Source organism: Enterobacter sp. BIDMC109 (assembly GCF_001037885.1).
GTDB classification, from domain to species: Bacteria; Pseudomonadota; Gammaproteobacteria; order Enterobacterales; family Enterobacteriaceae; genus Enterobacter; species Enterobacter hormaechei_C.
This window is the reverse complement of sequence record NZ_KQ090002.1, coordinates 76,618-96,197: the sequence shown is the minus strand read 5'-3', so window position 1 is coordinate 96,197 and position 19,580 is coordinate 76,618. Positions and strand designations below refer to the sequence as shown.

Genomic DNA, 19,580 nt, shown 5'->3' with positions numbered 1-19,580 from the left:
CCGGCTTATCGGGGACGGGCGGAGGTAACATCCCTGTAAAGCCCGCCCTCTCGGCGCATCCCTGCGCCTCGCCCCGGCCTACAGGAAACGCCTCAGCGATTTACAGCCGGACCGAGGCATCGCTGAAAGCCCTCAGTTATTCTGAGGCAACGTTATAGCTTTTGCTTTCAAATTACTGGAGCCCCCTCTCCCCACAGGGAGAGGGAGAAACGGGACTACTTCTTCATCTGCGACAAAATCGTCCGACACTGATTCGCTTCGCCTTCCGACGGCGAAATCAACGCCAGTAGCGCCGCCGCAGGAGTGACCAGCGTAGCGAGCGCGGCGGCGACCGCACCACGCGCAATCAACGGCCCGGCCTTCACGCCCGCCTGCGGATCTTTGAAGGTCCCGCGAACGTACAGCGGCGAGCGCAGGGTGATGATACGAATGCCTTTACTTTCCGGATCGATGGTTAAATCCAGCTGCTCGGACGCCATGCTGGCGGTACCGGTGACGTTGATAACCGCGTTTTCCGTGTCGAAAGCGAAGATCTGCGGACGCGCCACGCCGTTGACCAGATCCAGATTTGCCGCCGCGCAGTTAACGCGTACTTCGTCGTCACCGAAGATTTGCCCGATGATAAAGTTCCCGACGTTCAGCCCCAGGATCTCCATCAGGTTACGGCTCACCAGCCCGTCGTTCATCAGCAGCTTCAGGTTGCCGTTTCCGCTACCCAGCAGCGCCGCTACCGAGTTACCCGTGCCGCGAATATCCGCGTCGCCGTTCATCTCACCGAGGGTTTTCTGCATCAGCTCCACGTCCGGCATCAGCTCTTTCAGCTTCAGCCGACGCGCCTGGATCTCCGCCCTTCCCTGCATTGGCTTTTTATCCCCCTCCAGGTGGATATTCGATGAGATGGTTCCCCCGGCCATGCCAAACTTCAGCGGTTGCAGGCGCAGGTCGGCGTTTTTCAGGATGATATGGGTCGAGAGGTTGCTCAGCGGCAGCGTGCTGCCATGCTCAATTTTACGTCCTTTGAAGCGTACATCCGCATCCATCACGTCCCATTTGTCGGTTTCGAAGCGGTCATAGGGCAGCACTTTACCCGCAGGCTGAACGTCCTTTTTAACCTCTTTAGACTTCGTGCCTTTGCCCGAATCTACGCCAATCAGCGGACCAAGATCGGCCAGACGCAGCTGGCGGGATTCAACGTCCCCCTCCAGTTTCGGGCGCGGTTTACCGGTGGTGTAGGTCAGCGTGCCGTGGATATCGCTGTCGCCGATGCGCCCGTTAAAATTCCGGTAGTCAAAGACGGACGATTTTTCGGTGTTGATTTTGGCAACCAGGCGCCCGTCCGTTTCAAACGGCGGGGTATCCGGCAGCAGCACGCCGGTCAAATCGTACAGTTCACCCAGCGAATCCCCGGCAAACTTAAGCTGGAGGTCGACGCCGCCCATGTTCATCGGGTCGTTAACCGTGCCCACGAACGCCACGCGGGTGTTGCCCGAGCGGAAATCCGCCTGCACCGGGAACGGCGTGCCCTCACTCCTGAGCGCCAGCATGCCGCCGATTTTGCCTTTACCGGTCAGCGGCTGGCCGTTGTAGCGCCCTTTCGCCGTCAGGCCGAAGACGTAATCGCCCGCTTTGCTGTCATCGCCTTTGGCTTTACTGCCCGTCACTTCGCTAAACGGCAGCGGCTTGCCCAGCGGATCGACGAGGATCTCCACGTCAGCCTTACTCACCTTATCGTCAATGGCGATCCTCCCCCGATCGAACAGAATATTGTCGAGGCGGAAAGACCACGAAGAGGGCTGCGCATTCTGATCTTTATCGCCGCTGCTGGCGAGATCAAACGTCCAGTTATTGTTTTTCTCTGACAGGCGAATCAGCCGCGCGTCGGGCTGCTGAAGTTTGATCCACGGCAGATACACCGTTTTGGTTAACAGGGCTAACGGCGCCAGCGTGGCTTCCACGCGCGGCAGGTGGATCATGGTCACTTCGGGGATGTCCGGCGGGTTGCCGAGAATGATGTCGTCGGCGTGAACGTGCGGCCATGGCACCCAGCTTCGCCAGCCGGTTTCCTCTTTCTGGCGCTCCCACACGACACCCAAATCGCCACGTATTGCGAAGGGGCGGTTTAGCTCGGTTGAGACTTTCTGGTTGATGGTCGGTTTGAGCCGGTTCCAGTCAAACGTGGCGATAATGATGATTAAGACCACGATCAGCAACAAGAAAATCCCTGCTGTCCAGGAAATCACCCTGGTTGTTTTTGTCATTGTTGTCCCCTTTCCTGATGAACTTGCCTCTAAAACTATAGTTCAGACAAAGGGAAGCGGGCAGATCAGAGGGTGGTTATCACCTTTTCCAGGGTATCCATGGGGACAGGACGAGAGAGGAAATAACCCTGTGCCGCCGCTGCCGGGGAATTTTGCACGTCGCGCCACTCCTCCAGCGTCTCTACGCCTTCCACAATGACGCCCTGGCAATAGCGGTTCATCAGTTGCAGGAGCATCGTAAACAGGTTCCGTCCCTCCGGCGTCTGGCGCAGCATGATAAACAGATCGCGGGCCACTTTGATGTAGTCATAACGCACTTCGCTCAGGGCGGAGAAGTTGGCCATACCGGTACCGAAATCATCCAGCCACAGCGGGCCAAACTCACACATCGAGGCAAACGAGGAGTCCTGTGGCAGCTGAACATGTTCCACCAGCTCGAAGCGCATCCACGGCAAGGTGGCAATCAGCGCCTGCAATGTCGCGTTCTGACGTAACGCCATCAGGGTTGGGCCATCCACGTTCACCGACGCCAGAATACCGTGCTGCTCGAAGAACGCCTGCTTCGTCGCCAGCATTCTCAGCTGCTCTTCCAGCACGTCGATACGCTGACGCACGGCAACCTCCGCAAAATAGCGGTCCGGTGCAATACGCTGTGAAGGATTCGATGGATGAGTGACGACCGTTAACACCTCAATCGCCATTAACCGACCGTCGGTACGGTAGATGGGCTGATAGGTGTACGCTCGCTCACATTGCAGCCAGTAGCGATGCTCCTGCAAGTTCTCAATACTTGCCTCAGGCGTAGTGCTCAGCCGCTGGATAACCTGCTCTGACTTCATTTCGGATGTCCTGTTGTATGGGATAGCCTTTCTGGACTCGTCACTGAGTTATCGGCCCGCCAGGTGAGAACTTTATGTTCAATTCACCGGGAAAATGAAATTAAGATGACAGAAATATGCCGGAATACGCGCTGGCTCAAAAAAAATAATGGAACGTCGTTTTAATATAGTTGACCATAAAAAACACACAGCGCACACTACCCTTAATTACTTTGTTCAGGTTCACGACTATGTCTAAAAAAATTGCCGTGATTGGCGAATGCATGATTGAGCTGTCCCAGAAAGGCGCGGAAGTCAGCCGCGGTTTTGGTGGCGATACATTGAACACCTCCGTTTACATTGCCCGTCAGGTCGCCCCCGACGCGCTGAGCGTGAGCTACGTTACCGCGCTGGGAACGGACAGCTTCAGCCAGCAGATGCTGGAAGCCTGGCAGGGTGAAAACGTTGGGACCTCGCTCATCCAGCGAATGGAAAACCGCCTGCCGGGTTTGTACTACATCGAAACCGACAGCACCGGCGAGCGCACCTTCTATTACTGGCGTAATGAAGCGGCCGCCAAATTCTGGCTGGAAAGCGAGGCCGCCGCTGCCATTTGCGAAGAACTGGCGACCTTCGATTATCTCTACCTGAGCGGGATCAGCCTGGCGATCCTGAGCCAGGAGAGCCGTGAAAAGCTGCTGTCACTGCTGCGCGAATGCCGGGCCAATGGCGGTAAGGTGATTTTCGATAACAACTACCGTCCGCGTTTGTGGGCCAGCCGCGAAGAGACGCAGCAGGTCTACCAGCAGATGCTCGAATGCACCGATATCGCCTTCCTGACGCTGGATGATGAAGATGCTCTGTGGGGCGAAAAACCGGTTGATGAGGTCATTGCCCGGACGCTGGCTGCCGGGGTCAGCGAAGTGGTGATCAAGCGTGGGGCGGAGTCTTGCCTGGTGGCGGTTGCAGGTGAAGCCGTGACAGAGGTGCCGGCGGTGAAGCTGGCGAAAGAGAAGGTAATCGATACCACGGCGGCGGGAGATTCTTTCAGCGCGGGGTATCTGGCGGTACGTCTGACGGGGGGAACGCCGGAAGCGGCGGCGCAGCGCGGTCACTTGACGGCCAGCACGGTGATTCAGTATCGCGGAGCGATTATTCCGCGCGAGGCGATGCCTGCTTAAGGACTGTGCGGGCTGATGCCCGCACCCTAACCCTCTCCCTCAGGGCTGAGGGAACGCAGAGCTTACTGGCCCTGCGGAATATCGCTCGCATCCTGGTGTAAATCATCGGCTGCCGTTTGCGCTGGCTGCGGCGGCGTCGCCATGATGGCGTTCCAGGTGGCCTTCAACTCTTTCATGTCATATTCCGGCTCACCTTTCGGCTGCAACAGAATCAACGCCATATCCTGCGACAGCTGCTGACGCAGATCCTGATTCAGCATCTCCACGGTCAGACCGTTCAGGAAGTCCTGACGGAGTTTCTGATACTGCTCCGGCGCGATATCCACCACCTGATTCTGCAAGGAGCGAATGCGCTGGCTGATTAAGATATCGGTATCGGCGCGGGCATAGGTGGCGAACAGTTTCTGCAATTCGAGGGATTTCTGCGCCACCAGCGCGTTAAACTCCTCTTCAGACAGGCCCTCTTTCCGCACTTTAGCCAGCTCTTTCGCCACCACGCCGAGATTGGCATTCAGCTTATCGCCCGGCGATTCCACGTTAATGGCGCACTGGGCGCGCTGGAACAGCACTCGGCAGTCAAAGCCCAGGCCAATATCTTTCACGTTGTTCTTGCTGAGCGTCTGCTGAACGTGCCAGAACAGCGCTTCACGCGCGAGATCCGCACGCCAGTAACGCAACAGCGCAGAAGACTCGCGGATCGGCTGCCAGGCCGTATCCCACATCATTGAAAGACGATCCTGACGCACGGTATCCGTCATGATGCTGACCGTCTCAGGACGCAGCGGGGACAAGGTAGGAACAGGGGCGGGCGTTTCACGCTTCCCTTTCAGATCGCCAAATGCTTTGTTGATCTGTTCTATCACCGCACGGCTGTCCACGTTGCCCACCACAATCAGGGTCATGGCATCCGGGGTGTACCACTGCTGGTAGAAAGATTTCACCTGCGCGGCATCAACCGGCTGTTTCAGCGGCTCTGCTGGGTCGTGGCCAAGCAGCGTTGACCCTTTCAGGCGGTAGCGCCACCAGCCTTCTTTGGTATCCGTCGGCCAGGTCGCCACCATGTCGCTGTTGCTCAACGCATAGTTAACGGTCTCAGGCGTAATCGCCAGTTTGCCGGTGGCATCCGAAAGATAGGTCAGTGCTTCTTTAAGCAGATCGTTACGGTTGTTGGGCAGGCTCAGGTTAAACATGGTGTAGTCATAGGAGACCACAGCCGGGGGCAGCGGGCGTTTCGGATCGATGGCCTGTTGCCATAAAGAACGCACCTGAACCGCCTGCAAACTGCCGCTCTGGGTGAGCGCCAGTCGAGGAATAAAGTGGCTTAAGCCGGTCTGCTGGGTGCTTTCAGTGAGGGAGCCGGTATTCACAGAAAGACGGATTTCAATGCGATCGCTCGGACGTTGCGGAGTGGATAATACCTGCCACTGGAAACCGTTCGCCAGTGTTCCCTGTTGCCAGGCCGGGTCTGGCTGGAGCGCATCTGCCTGCACATAACTGGCTGCTGCCATCATCAGCAAACCGCCGGTTAAGAGTCGAATTTTTGTGCCCTGCATGTGAACCCCTGATCAACATTCCTGGTTAAAGAGAGTGTCTCGCGACGTGAGCACTCAAAGATGACGATGAAAACCTTCCGATTAGACAGCGTGTTCGGCTAAACGTCACGGGCGGAAGTGAAATATACCCAAAAAAAATCTTGTCGAATTATGACAGGTATGAACGGTTATTATGCGCAGGTGCCCGCATCCCCACAAGGGAATACGGGCATTTATGAGGGATTAAGAGGATAAACCGGGGGTTTTGTCCTCAGATGTGCGGTTATTCAGCGTATCGTTAAGCTTCTTGTGATCCAGCTCTTTCACCCACTTCGCCACCACAATCGTCGCCACGCCATTGCCGACCAGGTTGGTTAACGCACGGGCTTCAGACATAAAGCGGTCAATACCGAGGATCAGGGCCAGGCCCGCCACCGGCAGATGGCCCACCGCCGAAATGGTGGCCGCCAGCACGATAAATCCGCTGCCCGTTACGCCCGCCGCCCCTTTTGAAGAGAGCAGAAGCACCACCAGCAGCGTAATCTGATGGAAGATATCCATGTGGCTGTTAGTGGCCTGGGCAATAAAGACCGCCGCCATCGTCAGGTATATCGAGGTGCCGTCCAGGTTAAAGGAGTAGCCCGTAGGAATAACCAGCCCCACCACTGACTTACGGCAGCCCAGCTTTTCCATTTTATCGAGCATACGCGGCAGCGCGGACTCCGAAGAGGATGTGCCGAGGACAATCAGCAGCTCTTCACGAATGTAACGGATAAATTTGAAGATGCTGAAGCCGGTCGCACGGGCGATGGAGCCGAGCACCACCACCACAAACAGAATACAGGTGATGTAGAAACAGACGATCAGCTGGCCAAGCTGTACCAGCGTGCCGACGCCATATTTCCCGATGGTGAAGGCCATCGCGCCAAAGGCGCCAATCGGGGCCAGACGCATGATCATGTTGATGATGCCGAAGATCACCTGCGAGAAGCTTTCAATGACGTTAAAAATCAGCTGGCCTTTGCTGCCAAGACGGTGCAGGGCAAAGCCAAAAAGCACGGCAAACAGCAGCACCTGGAGGATGTTTCCGCTGGCGAACGCGCCAATCACGCTGCTCGGGATCACGTCCAGCAGGAAGGCAACAATCCCCTGATCTTTCGCCTGTTCAGCGTAAACCGCCACCGCTTTCGCATCCAGCGTGGCCGGGTCGACGTTCATGCCCGCGCCAGGCTGTACCACGTTGACAATTATCAGGCCGATAATCAGCGCGATGGTACTGACAATCTCGAAGTACAGCAGGGCAACCGCCCCCGTACGCCCGACCGCCTTCATGCTTTCCATGCCAGCGATACCGGTCACCACGGTACAGAAAATGACCGGCGCGATGATCATTTTGATGAGCTTAACGAACGCGTCGCCAAGCGGTTTCATCTGCGCGCCCAGCTCCGGGTAGTAGTGACCGAGCAGAATACCGATGGCGATGGCTGTCAGGACCTGGAAGTAAAGACTTTTGAAGAGTGAGGTTTTCATAGGGTGTCCCTGGAAAGAAAAACTACAGGCTTTGTAAGGTTATGGTTAACCTGCGGCTTTAAAATAACACCCACATAACAGGACAGAAATAAACGGGGTTCAAATTTGAAACACAAATGTTAAGAACTTTGAGCTGGCTCGCACAAGCCAGCAACAAAATTACACTTTTGCGTTATTGCCAGCGTCAGCGAGATAGCGTTTCTCAAAGATATCCGTCGGTACGGCGCGGTCAAACAGGAAGCCCTGTCCGCTCTCCACGCCCGCCGCAGCCAGCCACTCACGCTGGGCGTCGGTTTCAATACCCTCGGCAATTACGTGCAGATTCAGGCTGTGCGCCATCTGAATAATGGCCTGTACCAGGCTGCAATCCTCCGGCAGCCCTTCCACAAAGGTTTTGTCGATTTTCAGGACGTCCACCGGCAACGTTTTCATGTGCTGGAGCTGACGCAGGCCGGAATACCCCATACCAAAATCGTCCAGCGCAATGCGGATCCCGGCATTACGCAGCGGTTTCAGAATGGCGACAGCATCGTCAGGATTGTCGATACAACGGCTCTCGGTGACTTCCAGGATCAACGTGTGGGGCTGAATGCGGTAGCGGTGGATCAACTCGAGCATCTCCGGCACCATGGTCGGGTGCATCAGCTGTAGCGCAGAGAGATTCACCGACAGCGGCAGCGTGATGCCCCGTTGTTGCCAGGCCGCAAGCTGGCGGCAGGACTCTTCCAGCACCCAGTAGCCGACGGTGACCATCAGGCCGCAGGACTCAATACGTTCGATCATCCCCTCAGGCAGCTCCCACGTGCCGTCCGGCTGTTGCATACGCAGCAACGCTTCGGCGCTGGTCACTTCACCCGAGCGCAAATTGACCTGCGGCTGTAGCCAGAGCGCAAACTGGCGATTGTCCATCGCCGTCAGAATGTCGCTCTCTTCCGTCAGGCGCTGCTGGGCTTTTTCCATCTGCTCCGGATCAAAGAACTGGATCTGGTTTTTGCCTTTCCGGCGCGCGGTGAACGCGGCCGAGAAGGCCCGACGATAAAGCTGCTCGGCGGTCAGCCCCCCGTAGTACATCGCAATACCGATGCTGGCGCTCGGGCGAAGCTGGATACCCTGAATGGGCAGCCGCTCATTAATGACAGTGAGTACTTGCTGACCTAGCGTAATGGCGTGCCACGGCTCTTTAACACCGTGCGCGATCACCACCAGGTCATAACCGCTGACCTGGGTGAGCACCATGCGCGGCGCCAGAACGGATTTCACCTTTTCCACCAGCGTCAGCAACAGCATCTCGCGCTGGCTCTCTTTCAGCACGCCCGCCGTGTCCTGCAAGGTTTCGCAGGCAATCACCATCAGCGCGGTGGTCTGCTGGCGGGCGACGGTCTGCTCCAGCAAGGCCATTAAAAACGCTTTGTTTGGCAGATCGGATACCGGAAAACGGGTGGCGTTGCTACTGAGCTCTTCCTGCTGACGCAGGACACGCTGCTGGTTGATATTGTAACTCCGGACCAGCATGCCAATTTCATCGTCGTGATGCAGGCGCGGCAAGGGAAGCTGATGCCCCATGTGCTCCTGTGGAGAGAGGTCGTTCAGCTCCCGGGCTATGCGGCGCAACGGATGCACAATTAACCGGTTGATACACCACGTCAGCGCCACGCTCAGCATTAGTGTCAAAAGTAAGTAAGTAGTCACTAACGTAGCAACCCAGCTCATAACGAATTTATACATGCGGTACGAGTCGGCCTGTAGCACCAGGTAGGCCAGCGGCTGCGGGTTAGCCGGTCTTTCCAGGGAATAGAGAGGCAGGGAAATTTGCACCGGCAGTTCAAACAGGCGCATCACCATCATCGGGACGGGACGCTCCGGGATAAAACTCATCCGCAGCGCCTGGAACTGGTTCGGCAGCACGACATCCGCGCGGCTCACGATACCGGCGGGCTGAATGCGCTTCAGGATGGATTCCGCCTCGGGGATATCCCCTTTCAGGATCGAGGCTGACAGGGGTTCCCGCACCGAGCGGGCAATACTTTCCAGTTGCGAAGCCGTGTTATAGCGATTCTGCTGTACGGAGTGAAACAGCAAAATGACGCAGAAGATGAAGACAAACAGCATTGTGACGGCAGACACCATCGCCATCTGTTTGATCGTTAAGGAACGGCTGACACGCAAAATGACTCTCCACAAAACTCGAAGCGCAGGGCGCACCAGGGTGTAAACCTGGTGCGCCCGAGTATACCCGATAGCTGCACTTTTAAGAGAGACTTACAATTAGATTAAGAAAAAATCCGATCACCAGTCTGCATAAGGCACCAGCGGTTCCGGTGGTAAGTCCATATCACCTTGCCAGCCCGCGGCAGAATACCGAACGTAGAGCAGCGCATGGCTCGGGGTATAGTCTTTTGCTTCCTGAATATCGACGCCCAGTCCGACAAACCAGTTGGACGTCACGCGGCGTTCAACAATCGCCCTTGCGGTATAACCCGTGCCTGACGAGCTACTTCCGGTTTCCATTACACCTTTATCGGTATAACGGCCTGGCTCATTGTCCGGGATCAGCCCCTGTAACGGATAACGCATCACATCTTTTGTTTTTGAATGAGACCAGGAGACGGAGCCGCCCAGCTCCCATGACCAGTTCTCTGTGCGTTTACGCCAGTTCACCGGTAAGGCGAACGACACATACTCCTGGGGACTGTAGTAACCGCCCTGGCCCAGCGAATAGCCACTTAAATCCTTATCGTAATGCCAGAGCATGTTGGACACGCCCACCGTCAGGCGTTCGTTGTTCTGATTGATGAGCTTGTAGTAATAGCCGGTCATCCAGCGGACGCGCCAGTTATCTTCGACATTCTTCCCGGTGAGGCTGTCGGCACTCAGGCTTGACCAGATCCCGTTAGCTTCGCCTTTGTCGTAGCTCATGCTCACGCCGCCACCGGTGGCACGCACGCCGCCCCAGGTGGTGTCGGTATTGGGATCTTTTTGCCCGGCGAAGGCCAGCACCGAGCTGGAAATCGGACGGCGATGAGCGTTCAGGGTGTAGCCAATCGGCCCTAAATCGTTGCTGTAGCTCAGGCTACCCACCACATCGACCACGTCGAAGCCCATCGGCGTTGTACCGATATCCCACGCCCAGGTTTTGTTCTGCCAGCCGACGGCCACGCTGGCGCCGTTGGCCGACTGGTTCGTGCTGCCGTGACATGGCGTTTCGGCACAGGTACCCCATGTCGGATCGTAGGTTCCGTTATCGGTGGCAAAGGAACCGGCGTTCATATTGACCAGATCGCTACGGAAGAACATACGTCCGTCCGACAGCGGCGCATCAACCTGGAGCATGGTGGTGTGCGCTTTCAGGTCGGAATAGCCTCCCGTGCCGCTGGAGCCCCAGTAGTCGTGTTGCAGCGTGACGTTCAGATCCTGCTGACGATAAAGATCGCCTGCATCGCTGCGCACGCCGCGCTTCAGCCAGTCATCTTTCTCATCGTTACGCGTGAGCAGCGTAAAGCTGTCGTTATCGGTCGGACGGGTCGTTGTGATGCCCGATGAGACCATCGCATCTTTCCAGGTGTCCAGCGCCTGCTGAGGCTGACCATTTTGTGCCTGGAAACGGGCGGCATCGCGCATCACCAGCGCACTTTCCATCGAAGGCGGCTGCGATTTGGCCTGCGCAAGAATGGCGTTGAAGGTCTTTTCTGCCGCGGCATGATCACCCAGGCCAGCCTGCGCCATGGCAAGCCGGCGCTGCATATTGATGGAGAGCGGTTCGCCGTTCTGTGCCGCGGGCAGTTTCGCCAGCGCCGCGCGCGCCGCGTCCTTGTTGTCCTGGGCAAGATAGACCTCGGTCAGGCCGAGGATCGCGTCTTCGTTCTGCGGTTCGCGTTGCAGGACGGTGTTGTAGGCGGTTTTCGCGGCCTCATGATCGCCACGCTGTTCAGCCCAGTCCGCCAGCGTCAGGTCGATACGGGTGGACGGAGGCTGCTGGCGAAGCAACGTTTCCGCCTCCTGCTCTTTTCCACTGTCGCGCAGGCGGTTGGCGGTTTCCAGCACCTGGTTACTTTGCAGGCGGTCCGCCAGCGCCTGAATGTTGCCGTTCCACTTGTCGCGCGGCAGCGTGTTCAGATGCGCCAGCGCCGCCCGGTCCTGATCGTTACCGGACAGGTACAGCCCGCTGGCGTAAACCTGATCCGGATCGCCCGGTTTCTGGCTTGCCAGCTGACGCATCAGGTTATCCGCCTGGCTGCGCTGACCCGCGCTATACAGATCGCGTGACAGTCGGTAGGTGATCCACACGTCGCCCGGGGAAAGCACAAGGCGTCGGCGCTGAATTTCTGCGGCCTGCGCATATTTCCCCTCGCTTTCCAGCTGTTCGGCCTGGGCTGACAGCTGCTCGTTCGTCAGGCTACGTTCAATATCATCAATGCTGCGGCGCTGGCTGGCAGAGAGCGACTGAATAAACTGCGTCGCCTTCTCCGGAGACTGCGCGCGATAAATATTGGCGAGACCGCGTACCGCGTTGCTGTTGCCGCTGTCCATCCGCAACGCCTGGCGGTAATAGCGCTCGGCCGCGTCGTTATCTTTGCGCGCCGCCGCCGCATCACCGAGGCCCAGAACCGCGTAGCTGTCGGTATTGTCGATATTGCGCGCCTGCTGGTAATAGCGTTCGGCCTGGGCCGTATTGTTGGCTTTCAGGGCGTTATCCCCCTGCTGGATCAGCAGCCAGTATCGGTTGACCTTCAGCAGGCTGTCCCATTTGCCCCGGTTATCGCTCTGCGGATCGAGGGCGATCGCCTTTTCAAACTGCGCAACCGCACGCACGCGATCGCCTTTCTGAGAATAGGCCTGCCCCAGTGCGCCTACGGCTTCACTGTCGGCGTGGTTGGCGCTGACTGCTTTTTGCAACTCCGTTACCGCTTTACTGCCCTGCCCGGCATCCACTGCGGCTAACCCTTCGGCTTTGGCGCGGAACGCCGGATCGGCGAGCTGTTTTTGCTGCGCTTCAAGCTGGGCGCGCGCCGCCGTCACGTTATCGCCATCGCTGAACACGCTCAGGTATTGTTGCAGCGCGGTAACGCTGGCGCTGCTGGCCGGTTGATCTTTGATCTGCTGGTACCACATGTCCGACGCCTGACTGCGGCCATTGTTCGATTTGGCCATCTCCTGTAACACCGCAAACCCTTCATCACGCCGTCCGCTCTGGAACAAAAGCTGTGCCAGCGAGGACTGTAGCGGGACGTTGCCCGGACTGCTGGCGTTTATTTTCTTAAGCTGATTAATGGCCAGGTTGCGGCGGGCTGGCTCTTTCGCCACCACGTTCCAGTACTCCGTCGCGATGTCGCCACTGGGCGGCTTACCGTCAAACAGTTTGTCATACGCGGCAATGGCTTCCTGGGTGTGCCCGGTGGTGGCAAGCAGGCGAGCCTGCTGGAGGGACTGGCGACCATCCGGCGTGGAGAGCAGCATGGTAGTACGGGAGGACTGATAGGCACTGGAATCGGGCGCCATTCCTTTCAGGCGATCCAGCTCTTTTTGCGCGCCCGCCATATCACCCTGTCGTAACAGGTAGCGGAAGCGCGCGGCAATCACGTCCGGGTTGTTGGGGTCGATCAGCTCAAGGCGATAGAGCGACTGGCGCACTAAATCCTCACGCTGGGTGGATTCCCCCAGACGGACCTGTTCCAGCAGCTGTCTCTGCTGCGGGGAGTTGGCGGCCTGGGCCAGGGGCATTAGCGCCAGGCCAAGCGATAAGGTGAGTAGATTCAGTGTGAACGTGCGCATTCCTGGCCCCAGTCCGGTAGTAATTCACCTTGCACGGTGAAACGAAAACGATGCTGATCCCACCCTTGTCCAAAGAGGGTCAGAACGTAGCTGTAATAAGCATTGTTATCGGGAAAACGATCGGCGACGTGCTGGCGTTGCACCGCTTGCGCGTCCCGGTTTTGTAAAAACGGAAGGAGGGAGGCAGAAAACCCTACCGGCCCATTTCCGGTGCGTTTCCCGGTCGCGACGTCCACTTTCTCCGGCGGCAAGCCTTGTTTGATTGTGGTGGTCGCCATGGGCTTGAAACGCGCCAGTAGCCGGGCTTTCTGCGGATCGTTATCGTTCATCATCCCTACCCACAGATAGACGCGAATCGCATCGTAGCTGCCGATCAGGGACGCATCCTGCGACAGCTGCCAGCCGCCCTTTTTCTGGTATTTCACCCAGTTCGGGGAAAATCCTTTAGGCGCGGTCTCCAGCAGCAGACGCAGGTTGGTTTCACGGAGCGTCGTCCACGGCGCGCCAAAACGGGTGAAATAGCTCGCAAGCTGCGGCGGCAGGTAGCTGGGGTTGAAGCGCCAGACACTCTCTTCGGCAAAACCGACTTTACCCGGCAGCAGCATAGAACCCAGCCCCGGCACCTTCACCACTTCCTCACTGGCAATGCGCGTCAACAGCGCCTTACCCGTGCGCGTGTAATCGGGATTTTTCCACAGCCGCCCGGCTTCCAGCAGCGACCAGGCAATCCAGATATCGGCATCAGACGCGGAGTTAGGGTCGATAACCGCCCAGGTTTCGTCGTCCTTTTTCCCCCACAGCCAGGCCGGGAGATGTTGGGTTAAATCTCCCTCGGCAAGGTTATCGCGCGTCCATGCCAGCAGCAGATCGAACGCCTTGCGATCGTTTGCCGCGAGGGCAAAGAACAGTCCGTAGCTTTGCCCTTCGGAGGTGGTGATTTTGCGCGCGTCACTGGGATCAATGACGCGCCCACTTTCGCTCATATAATCCTGCTTGAACGTCTCCCAGGCAGGCCAGCGACAGGCGGCGTGAAGATTCGCCGCCGCCAGCATCAACGCTGCGACTACACACCCGCGAAAGATTTTCATCACCGCTTACTCATGGTCCGGGTTAAGACGACGACGGCTGATGATTCGCAGCAGACGCCACAGTACCCACGCCAGCAGTACAACGCTGAGCGCAGCCAGCACGGCCAGCAGCACCGGGTGGTTAGACAGGGCGTACCACAGGCGTTCGAACCACGGCAGATGACCGACGTAGTAGACATCCCCCACGCGCAGGCTGTTTACCCCCGACTCACGGATCACCGAGACGGAACCGAACATTGCCGCCCGTTTACCGCTGTCGTTCATGGCCGTGTTGAGTAGCTCATACCCGCGCGGGCTATCCGCCAGCAGGGCGATAACGCTGCGCTGGTCGTTATACGGCGACTGGAAGCCGACAATCGCGGCCATCGGACCCGTTGAGCTTACGGTCGTCCTGATATTGGCCTGACGATCGCCGCTGTCCGGCATGATGCTCGGGAACTCGGTCTGACGCAGCGGCGTGTTAACCCATGACTGAGCCGCCTGCACCAGCAGATCGACGCGCTTCTCGTCTTTCAGCTTGTCCGGAATGTTGCCGATGACCATGATATCGGCATCTTTGTTCTGGATCTGGCTCCCGTCATCCGTCACCGTCACGTTGATCGCCGGCAAGCCGGTTTGCGCCCCGACGGTGCCCATGGTGTCCAGCAGCGTGGTAACCTGGCCTTCGTTGGCCGCTTTTGGCATCACGACAATCGATTCAGAGAGGTCTGCCATGCGGCTGAACGGGAAGCTGGCGTTAGCAAAGGCACGCAGATCCGGCATCGCAATAAAGTGGTAATACTTCGAGAAGTCGATCGTGGAATCATCGCCAATCACCACGTGGTTTTGCACCGGCTGGAAGGTAATACAGTTTTCCACCGATCCACCCGGCATGGGGTTCATATACTGGAAGTTAAACCGCAGCTGGTTCACCGCACCGAGCTTCAGCGCCGGGATCGACACATCGGTTTTGCCATCCAGCAGCCCCTGTAATACAGGCAGACGAAGCATCAACCGGTTTGTCTCCTGGCTGCTGGTCAGGCTGAACGATTGCAGGAACTGGTTGTTGAGGCTGATATCCATGCGCGAGCTGTCTTTGGTTGCCGGCGCGGTGTAACGGTAGTTCAGATTGATATCAATGCCGTTGGTGCGCAGCAGATAGAGATCCGGCGGCAGGTTCAGCGACAGGCTGACAGGAGAAGGTTCAAGCCCGGTTGACTGCAATTGCTCTTCATAGGTTTTGAGTTCGCCAAAGGTGATGGCCCGGTCGGTACGTACCCAGTTCGGCGCATCATAAGGCTTACGTGCCAGCAGCGGTTTCACCTCGTCCACCACAACGCTGTTACCGCGGAACAGGATATTCCCCTGCGCAATGCCTTTCGCCGCCTGCACCAGATCTTTGTCATCACGGCCGAAGATCACCAACAGCTTCACGTACGGATTGTCCGGATGGCTGATCATCTCGATGGTGGGCGCTTTCACCTCCGGATGGTCACGCAGGAAAGCCGGACGTTTGGCGTTGGTGGCAAACACGATCGCGTTTTTGTCCGGCATTTTGTCGTACATGACCGGGAAACTTTGACCACGCCAGCCGGAGCGGGAACCAAACCAGGATGCCACGATAGAGGCCGCCAGCTGTTCGGTCACATCGGGAGAGCCGGCAAAGACCATCGGCAGGTTCAGCGGACGGTTATCACGCGGGTCGAAGAACGGCACCGGGAAGGCGGAGAGATCGTTTTTCAACGCCAGCGGCTGATAGGTCATCTGAAGCGAAGAGTTACGCCCGACATCCAGCCACAGGGTGCTGCTGGCCGGGTTTTCACAGACATCGCGGTAGTGGCCGACAAACTCCAGACGCACGCGGTTAAAGTCGGTGATAAACAGCGGATTAATCGGCACCTGAGCCAGGGTTTTCTTACCCAGTTGCTCTTTGGTGACGGGCAGGACGTCCATCAGCTCGTCATTCAGATAGACCTTAAGCTGGGACTGCACCGCCGACATCCACTAACCTGAACGTGTGGCTCTCCAGTTTTTACGCTGCGGAAGATAAGCGTCAGACGAAATTCCCGGACGCGCTGCCTGCCGATGCTCAGCCGTTTGAGCTGCTGGTCATTAACATCTGTTCTCTGTCCTGGGCTGACGTTGACGCGGCTGGTTTGATGTCGCACCCGCTGTGGTCGCATTTCGATATTCAGTTTAAGGACTTCAACTCGGCCACGTCGTACAGCGGCCCGGCGGCTATCCGCCTGCTGCGCGCCAGCTGCGGACAGCCTTCGCATAAGAACCTCTACCAGCCGGCAGCTAACCAGTGTTATCTGTTTGATAACCTCGCAAAACTGGGCTTTACCCAGCACCTGATGATGGGCCATAACGGTCAGTTCGGTAACTTCCTGAAAGAAGTGCGTGAACAGGGTGGCATGCAGGCCCCGCTGATGGACCAGAAAGGGCTGCCGGTAACGTTGCTGGGCTTTGATGGCTCGCCGGTGTATGACGATACCGCCGTGCTTCAGCGCTGGTTAGATACCGTCGGCAAAGAGGAAGGGACACGTAGTGCGACGTTCTATAACACGCTGCCGCTGCACGACGGGAACCATTATCCCGGCGTGAGTAAAACGGCCGATTATAAGGCCCGTGCTCAGAAGTTCTTTGACGAGCTGAACGCGTTCTTCAACGAGCTGGAAAAATCAGGTCGCAAAGTGATGGTGGTGGTAGTACCAGAACACGGAGGGGCGCTGAAAGGCGACAGGATGCAGGTGTCTGGCCTGCGCGATATCCCAAGCCCGTCCATCACTAACGTTCCGGCCGGGATTAAGTTCTTTGGCATGAAGGCGCCGCATCAGGGAGCGCCCATTGAAATCACCCAGCCAAGCAGCTATCTGGCTATCTCGGAACTGGTTGCTCGCGCTGTAGACGGTAAGCTGTTTGTGGAAGATAGCGTGAACTGGGATCAGCTCACCAGCGGGCTGCCGCAGACGGCGGAGGTATCGGAAAACGCCAATGCGGTGGTGATCCAGTATCAGAATAAGCCTTATGTCCGACTGAATGCCGGGGATTGGGTGCCGTATCCGCAGTGATGACCTGCTACACCCTCTCCCCTGTGGGGAGAGGGTTACTCCGCACTTCGTAACGAAATTTCACCGCCCACCCAGGGCTTAATCACGCCATCCTGTTCAAGAAGCAACGCGCCCTGCGCGTCAATGCCGCGTGATGTGCCGTAAATTTCTTTATCTCCAATCAGCAGCTTCACCGGTCGGTTAATAAAGTTATCCAGCTTTTCCCAGCGGGACAGGAATGGCGCTAACCCCTCTTGTTCAAAGAGCGTCAGCGAACTACGCAACTCATTGATCATGCGGACGGCAAGCATATTGCGATCGATGGTGATCCCCGCTTCCTGCAAGTTGGTCCAGGCCTGGTTCACGACATCGTTCTGCACGTTTCGCATCACCATGTTCAGTCCCGCCCCAATGACGATCTGTGCGGCATCGCCTGTTTTTCCCGTCAGTTCAACCAGGATCCCCGCCAGCTTTCGATCGTTGAGATACAGATCGTTGGGCCATTTTACCCGCACCTGATCGGCACCCAGATCGTGCAGCACCTCTGCCATCACAATGCCGATCACAAGGCTCAGCCCGATGGCCGCAGCTGGCCCCTGTTCAAGCCGCCAGTACATGGAAAGGTAGAGGTTGGCGCCAAATGGTGAGAACCACTTACGCCCCCGTCGGCCACGTCCTGCCTGTTGGTACTCGGCAACGCAGGCATCACCGGATTTCAGCTCGCTCAGGCGATCCAGCAGATACTGGTTCGTCGAATCAATGACCGGCAATACCGCGACGTTACCGTGCCCAATCTGGCTGCGGATGACCTTTTCATTCAGTAACTGGATCGGTTCCGGCAGGCTGTAGCCTTTTCCCGGCACCGTAAACACATCCACACCCCAGTCGCGGAGCGTTTGAATATGCTTATTGATCGCAGCACGGCTCATGCCCAGCTGTTCGCCCAGCTGCTCGCCAGAATGAAACTCGCCATCGGCAAGGATACCGATGAGAGTTAACGGGATAGTATTGTCCTTCACGCAATGGTCTCCACGGCATTCACTTCGCCCGTTCGGCCAATAAAGCGAACTTCAGGCTCCAGCCAGACGTTGAATTTTTCGCCCACGCGCTGGCGAACATGATGCGCCAGGTTGACGACATCCTCACTTGTCGCGTTGGACTGGTTGATCAGTACCAGCGCCTGCTGACGATGAACAGCAGCGCCACCAAGAGTCGTACCTTTTAATTCACACTGATCGATAAGCCAGCCTGCGGCCAGCTTCACGCTACCATCCGCCTGAGGATAATGCGGGGCCGTTGGCCAGCCGGCGAGAAACGCTTTTGCATTTTCGCTGCTGATCACCGGGTTTTTGAAGAAACTGCCCGCATTTCCGTTAACTTTCGGGTCCGGGAGCTTGGTCATTCGCATGTGGCAAACGGAATCAAATACCTCACGCGGTGTGACGGTAGCCGGGTCGAGACGGGTCAGATCGCCGTAAGTCAGAACGGGTTTCCAGGCTTTCGCCAGGCGCAGGCCAACGGCCACAATGACGAAACGATCCTGATAGTCGTGCTTGAAAATGCTGTCGCGATAGCCAAAGCGGCACTGCTCTGCGGTCAGGCGCTTCGCCGTTCCGGTCGCGAGTTCGATGCAGTCGACATATTCGCAGACGTGTTTCAGTTCGATGCCGTAGGCACCGATGTTTTGAATAGGAGATGATCCTGCACAGCCCGGGATCAGAGCCAGGTTTTCCAGCCCTGGCATCCCTTTTTCAAGGGTATATTGCACCAGATGGTGCCAGTTCTCGCCAGCACCCACGTGTAAATGCCAGCTGTCAGCGCTCTCTTTACGCTCAATCCCCATGATGCGATTGACGATTACCGTCCCCGCAAAATCATCGAGAAACAGGACATTACTTCCTTCGCCCAGAATAAGTACGGGTTCACCGTTTTCTGTTGCGTTTTGCCATGCATTCAGCAACTGCTGAGCACTGTCGGCACGTACAATTTGATTAGCATTCCGTTGAATACCAAAGGTATTCCAGGGCTTAAGGGAGTGATTCATAGACGCTATCCTGATGCAAAAACCGGGATAGTTTACCGTATATATGGGGGGATAGGTGATTTGTTTATGGAAAGGAAGCAGGTGCAGAAACGCAAAAAGGCCATCCTTCCGGATGGCCTCTTCACTTGTTTGATGCCTGGCAGTTCCCTACTCTCACATGGGGAGACCCCACACTACCATCGGCGCTACGGCGTTTCACTTCTGAGTTCGGCATGGGGTCAGGTGGGACCACCGCGCTAAAGCTGCCAGGCAAATTCTGTTAATCTGTATCAGGCTGAAAATTTCGTCTCTTCGCCAAAACACCTTCGGCGTTGTAAGGTTAAGCCTC

General features: G+C 57.1%; 10 protein-coding genes, 1 rRNA gene and 2 pseudogenes. 2 read left to right on the top strand and 11 right to left on the bottom strand.

The features are described 5' to 3' along the window. Positions 1-215 precede the first annotated feature (215 nt). Both SK62_RS00380 and pdeH read right to left on the bottom strand, forming a co-directional pair. On the bottom strand, positions 216-2,258 hold the full coding sequence (locus SK62_RS00380) for an AsmA family protein (RefSeq protein WP_023295575.1): 2,043 nt from the start codon (positions 2,256-2,258) through the stop codon (positions 216-218). A 65-nt stretch (positions 2,259-2,323) separates the two neighbouring features. Beyond that, positions 2,324-3,097 carry a cyclic-guanylate-specific phosphodiesterase gene (gene pdeH, locus SK62_RS00375; RefSeq protein ID WP_015571521.1) on the bottom strand — a complete coding sequence of 258 codons (774 nt, stop codon included), beginning with the start codon at positions 3,095-3,097 and terminating at the stop codon, positions 2,324-2,326. Between the two features lie 230 nt (positions 3,098-3,327). Here pdeH and SK62_RS00370 point away from each other — a divergent pair, with 230 nt between their 5' ends. Next, positions 3,328-4,257 carry a 2-dehydro-3-deoxygluconokinase gene (locus tag SK62_RS00370; protein ID WP_047718871.1) on the top strand — a complete coding sequence of 310 codons (930 nt, stop codon included), beginning with the start codon at positions 3,328-3,330 and terminating at the stop codon, positions 4,255-4,257. 62 nt (positions 4,258-4,319) lie between these two features. Here SK62_RS00370 and SK62_RS00365 read toward each other — a convergent pair whose 3' ends face one another. From SK62_RS00365 to bcsB, 6 genes and pseudogenes are all read right to left on the bottom strand, one after another. Then, positions 4,320-5,810 (bottom strand): M16 family metallopeptidase, encoded by a 1,491-nt coding sequence (locus tag SK62_RS00365; protein ID WP_006808577.1) that lies wholly within the window; start codon positions 5,808-5,810, stop codon positions 4,320-4,322. A 222-nt stretch (positions 5,811-6,032) separates the two neighbouring features. Then, positions 6,033-7,319 (bottom strand): C4-dicarboxylate transporter DctC, encoded by a 1,287-nt coding sequence (gene dctA, locus SK62_RS00360; RefSeq protein ID WP_015571524.1) that lies wholly within the window; start codon positions 7,317-7,319, stop codon positions 6,033-6,035. A 159-nt stretch (positions 7,320-7,478) separates the two neighbouring features. After that, positions 7,479-9,485, bottom strand: a complete 2,007-nt coding sequence (gene hmsP, locus SK62_RS00355) for a biofilm formation regulator HmsP (RefSeq protein WP_045338529.1) — start codon at positions 9,483-9,485, stop codon at positions 7,479-7,481. A 120-nt stretch (positions 9,486-9,605) separates the two neighbouring features. Next, a complete protein-coding gene (gene bcsC / locus SK62_RS00350; RefSeq protein ID WP_048249251.1) occupies positions 9,606-13,088 on the bottom strand; it encodes a cellulose synthase complex outer membrane protein BcsC in 3,483 nt (1,160 codons plus the stop codon). After that, positions 13,070-14,176: a cellulose synthase complex periplasmic endoglucanase BcsZ gene (gene bcsZ / locus SK62_RS00345; RefSeq protein WP_032649803.1), complete on the bottom strand. Its 1,107-nt coding sequence runs from the start codon at positions 14,174-14,176 to the stop codon at positions 13,070-13,072. Before bcsZ ends, bcsC begins: the two co-directional genes overlap by 19 nt. 6 nt (positions 14,177-14,182) lie before the next feature. After that, positions 14,183-16,147, bottom strand: a pseudogene (gene bcsB, locus SK62_RS00340) (cellulose biosynthesis cyclic di-GMP-binding regulatory protein BcsB); the annotation flags it as partial. Between bcsB and bcsG the strand changes: the two are divergent. Then, a pseudogene (gene bcsG / locus SK62_RS00335) lies at positions 16,135-17,229 on the top strand (cellulose biosynthesis protein BcsG); the annotation flags it as partial. The pseudogenes bcsB and bcsG overlap by 13 nt on opposite strands. Before the next feature lie 35 nt (positions 17,230-17,264). On the opposite strand, the gene birA reads toward bcsG, so the two are convergent. The 3 genes from birA to rrf form a co-directional block, all read right to left on the bottom strand. Next, entirely contained in the window at positions 17,265-18,227 is a 963-nt protein-coding gene (gene birA, locus SK62_RS00330; RefSeq protein ID WP_047718875.1) for a bifunctional biotin--[acetyl-CoA-carboxylase] ligase/biotin operon repressor BirA, read from the bottom strand. After that, positions 18,224-19,252 (bottom strand): UDP-N-acetylmuramate dehydrogenase, encoded by a 1,029-nt coding sequence (gene murB, locus SK62_RS00325; RefSeq protein WP_032672220.1) that lies wholly within the window; start codon positions 19,250-19,252, stop codon positions 18,224-18,226. Before murB ends, birA begins: the two co-directional genes overlap by 4 nt. 134 nt (positions 19,253-19,386) lie before the next feature. After that, positions 19,387-19,502: ribosomal RNA gene (rrf, locus tag SK62_RS00320) — 5S ribosomal RNA — on the bottom strand. Between the last annotated feature and the right edge of the window lie 78 nt (positions 19,503-19,580).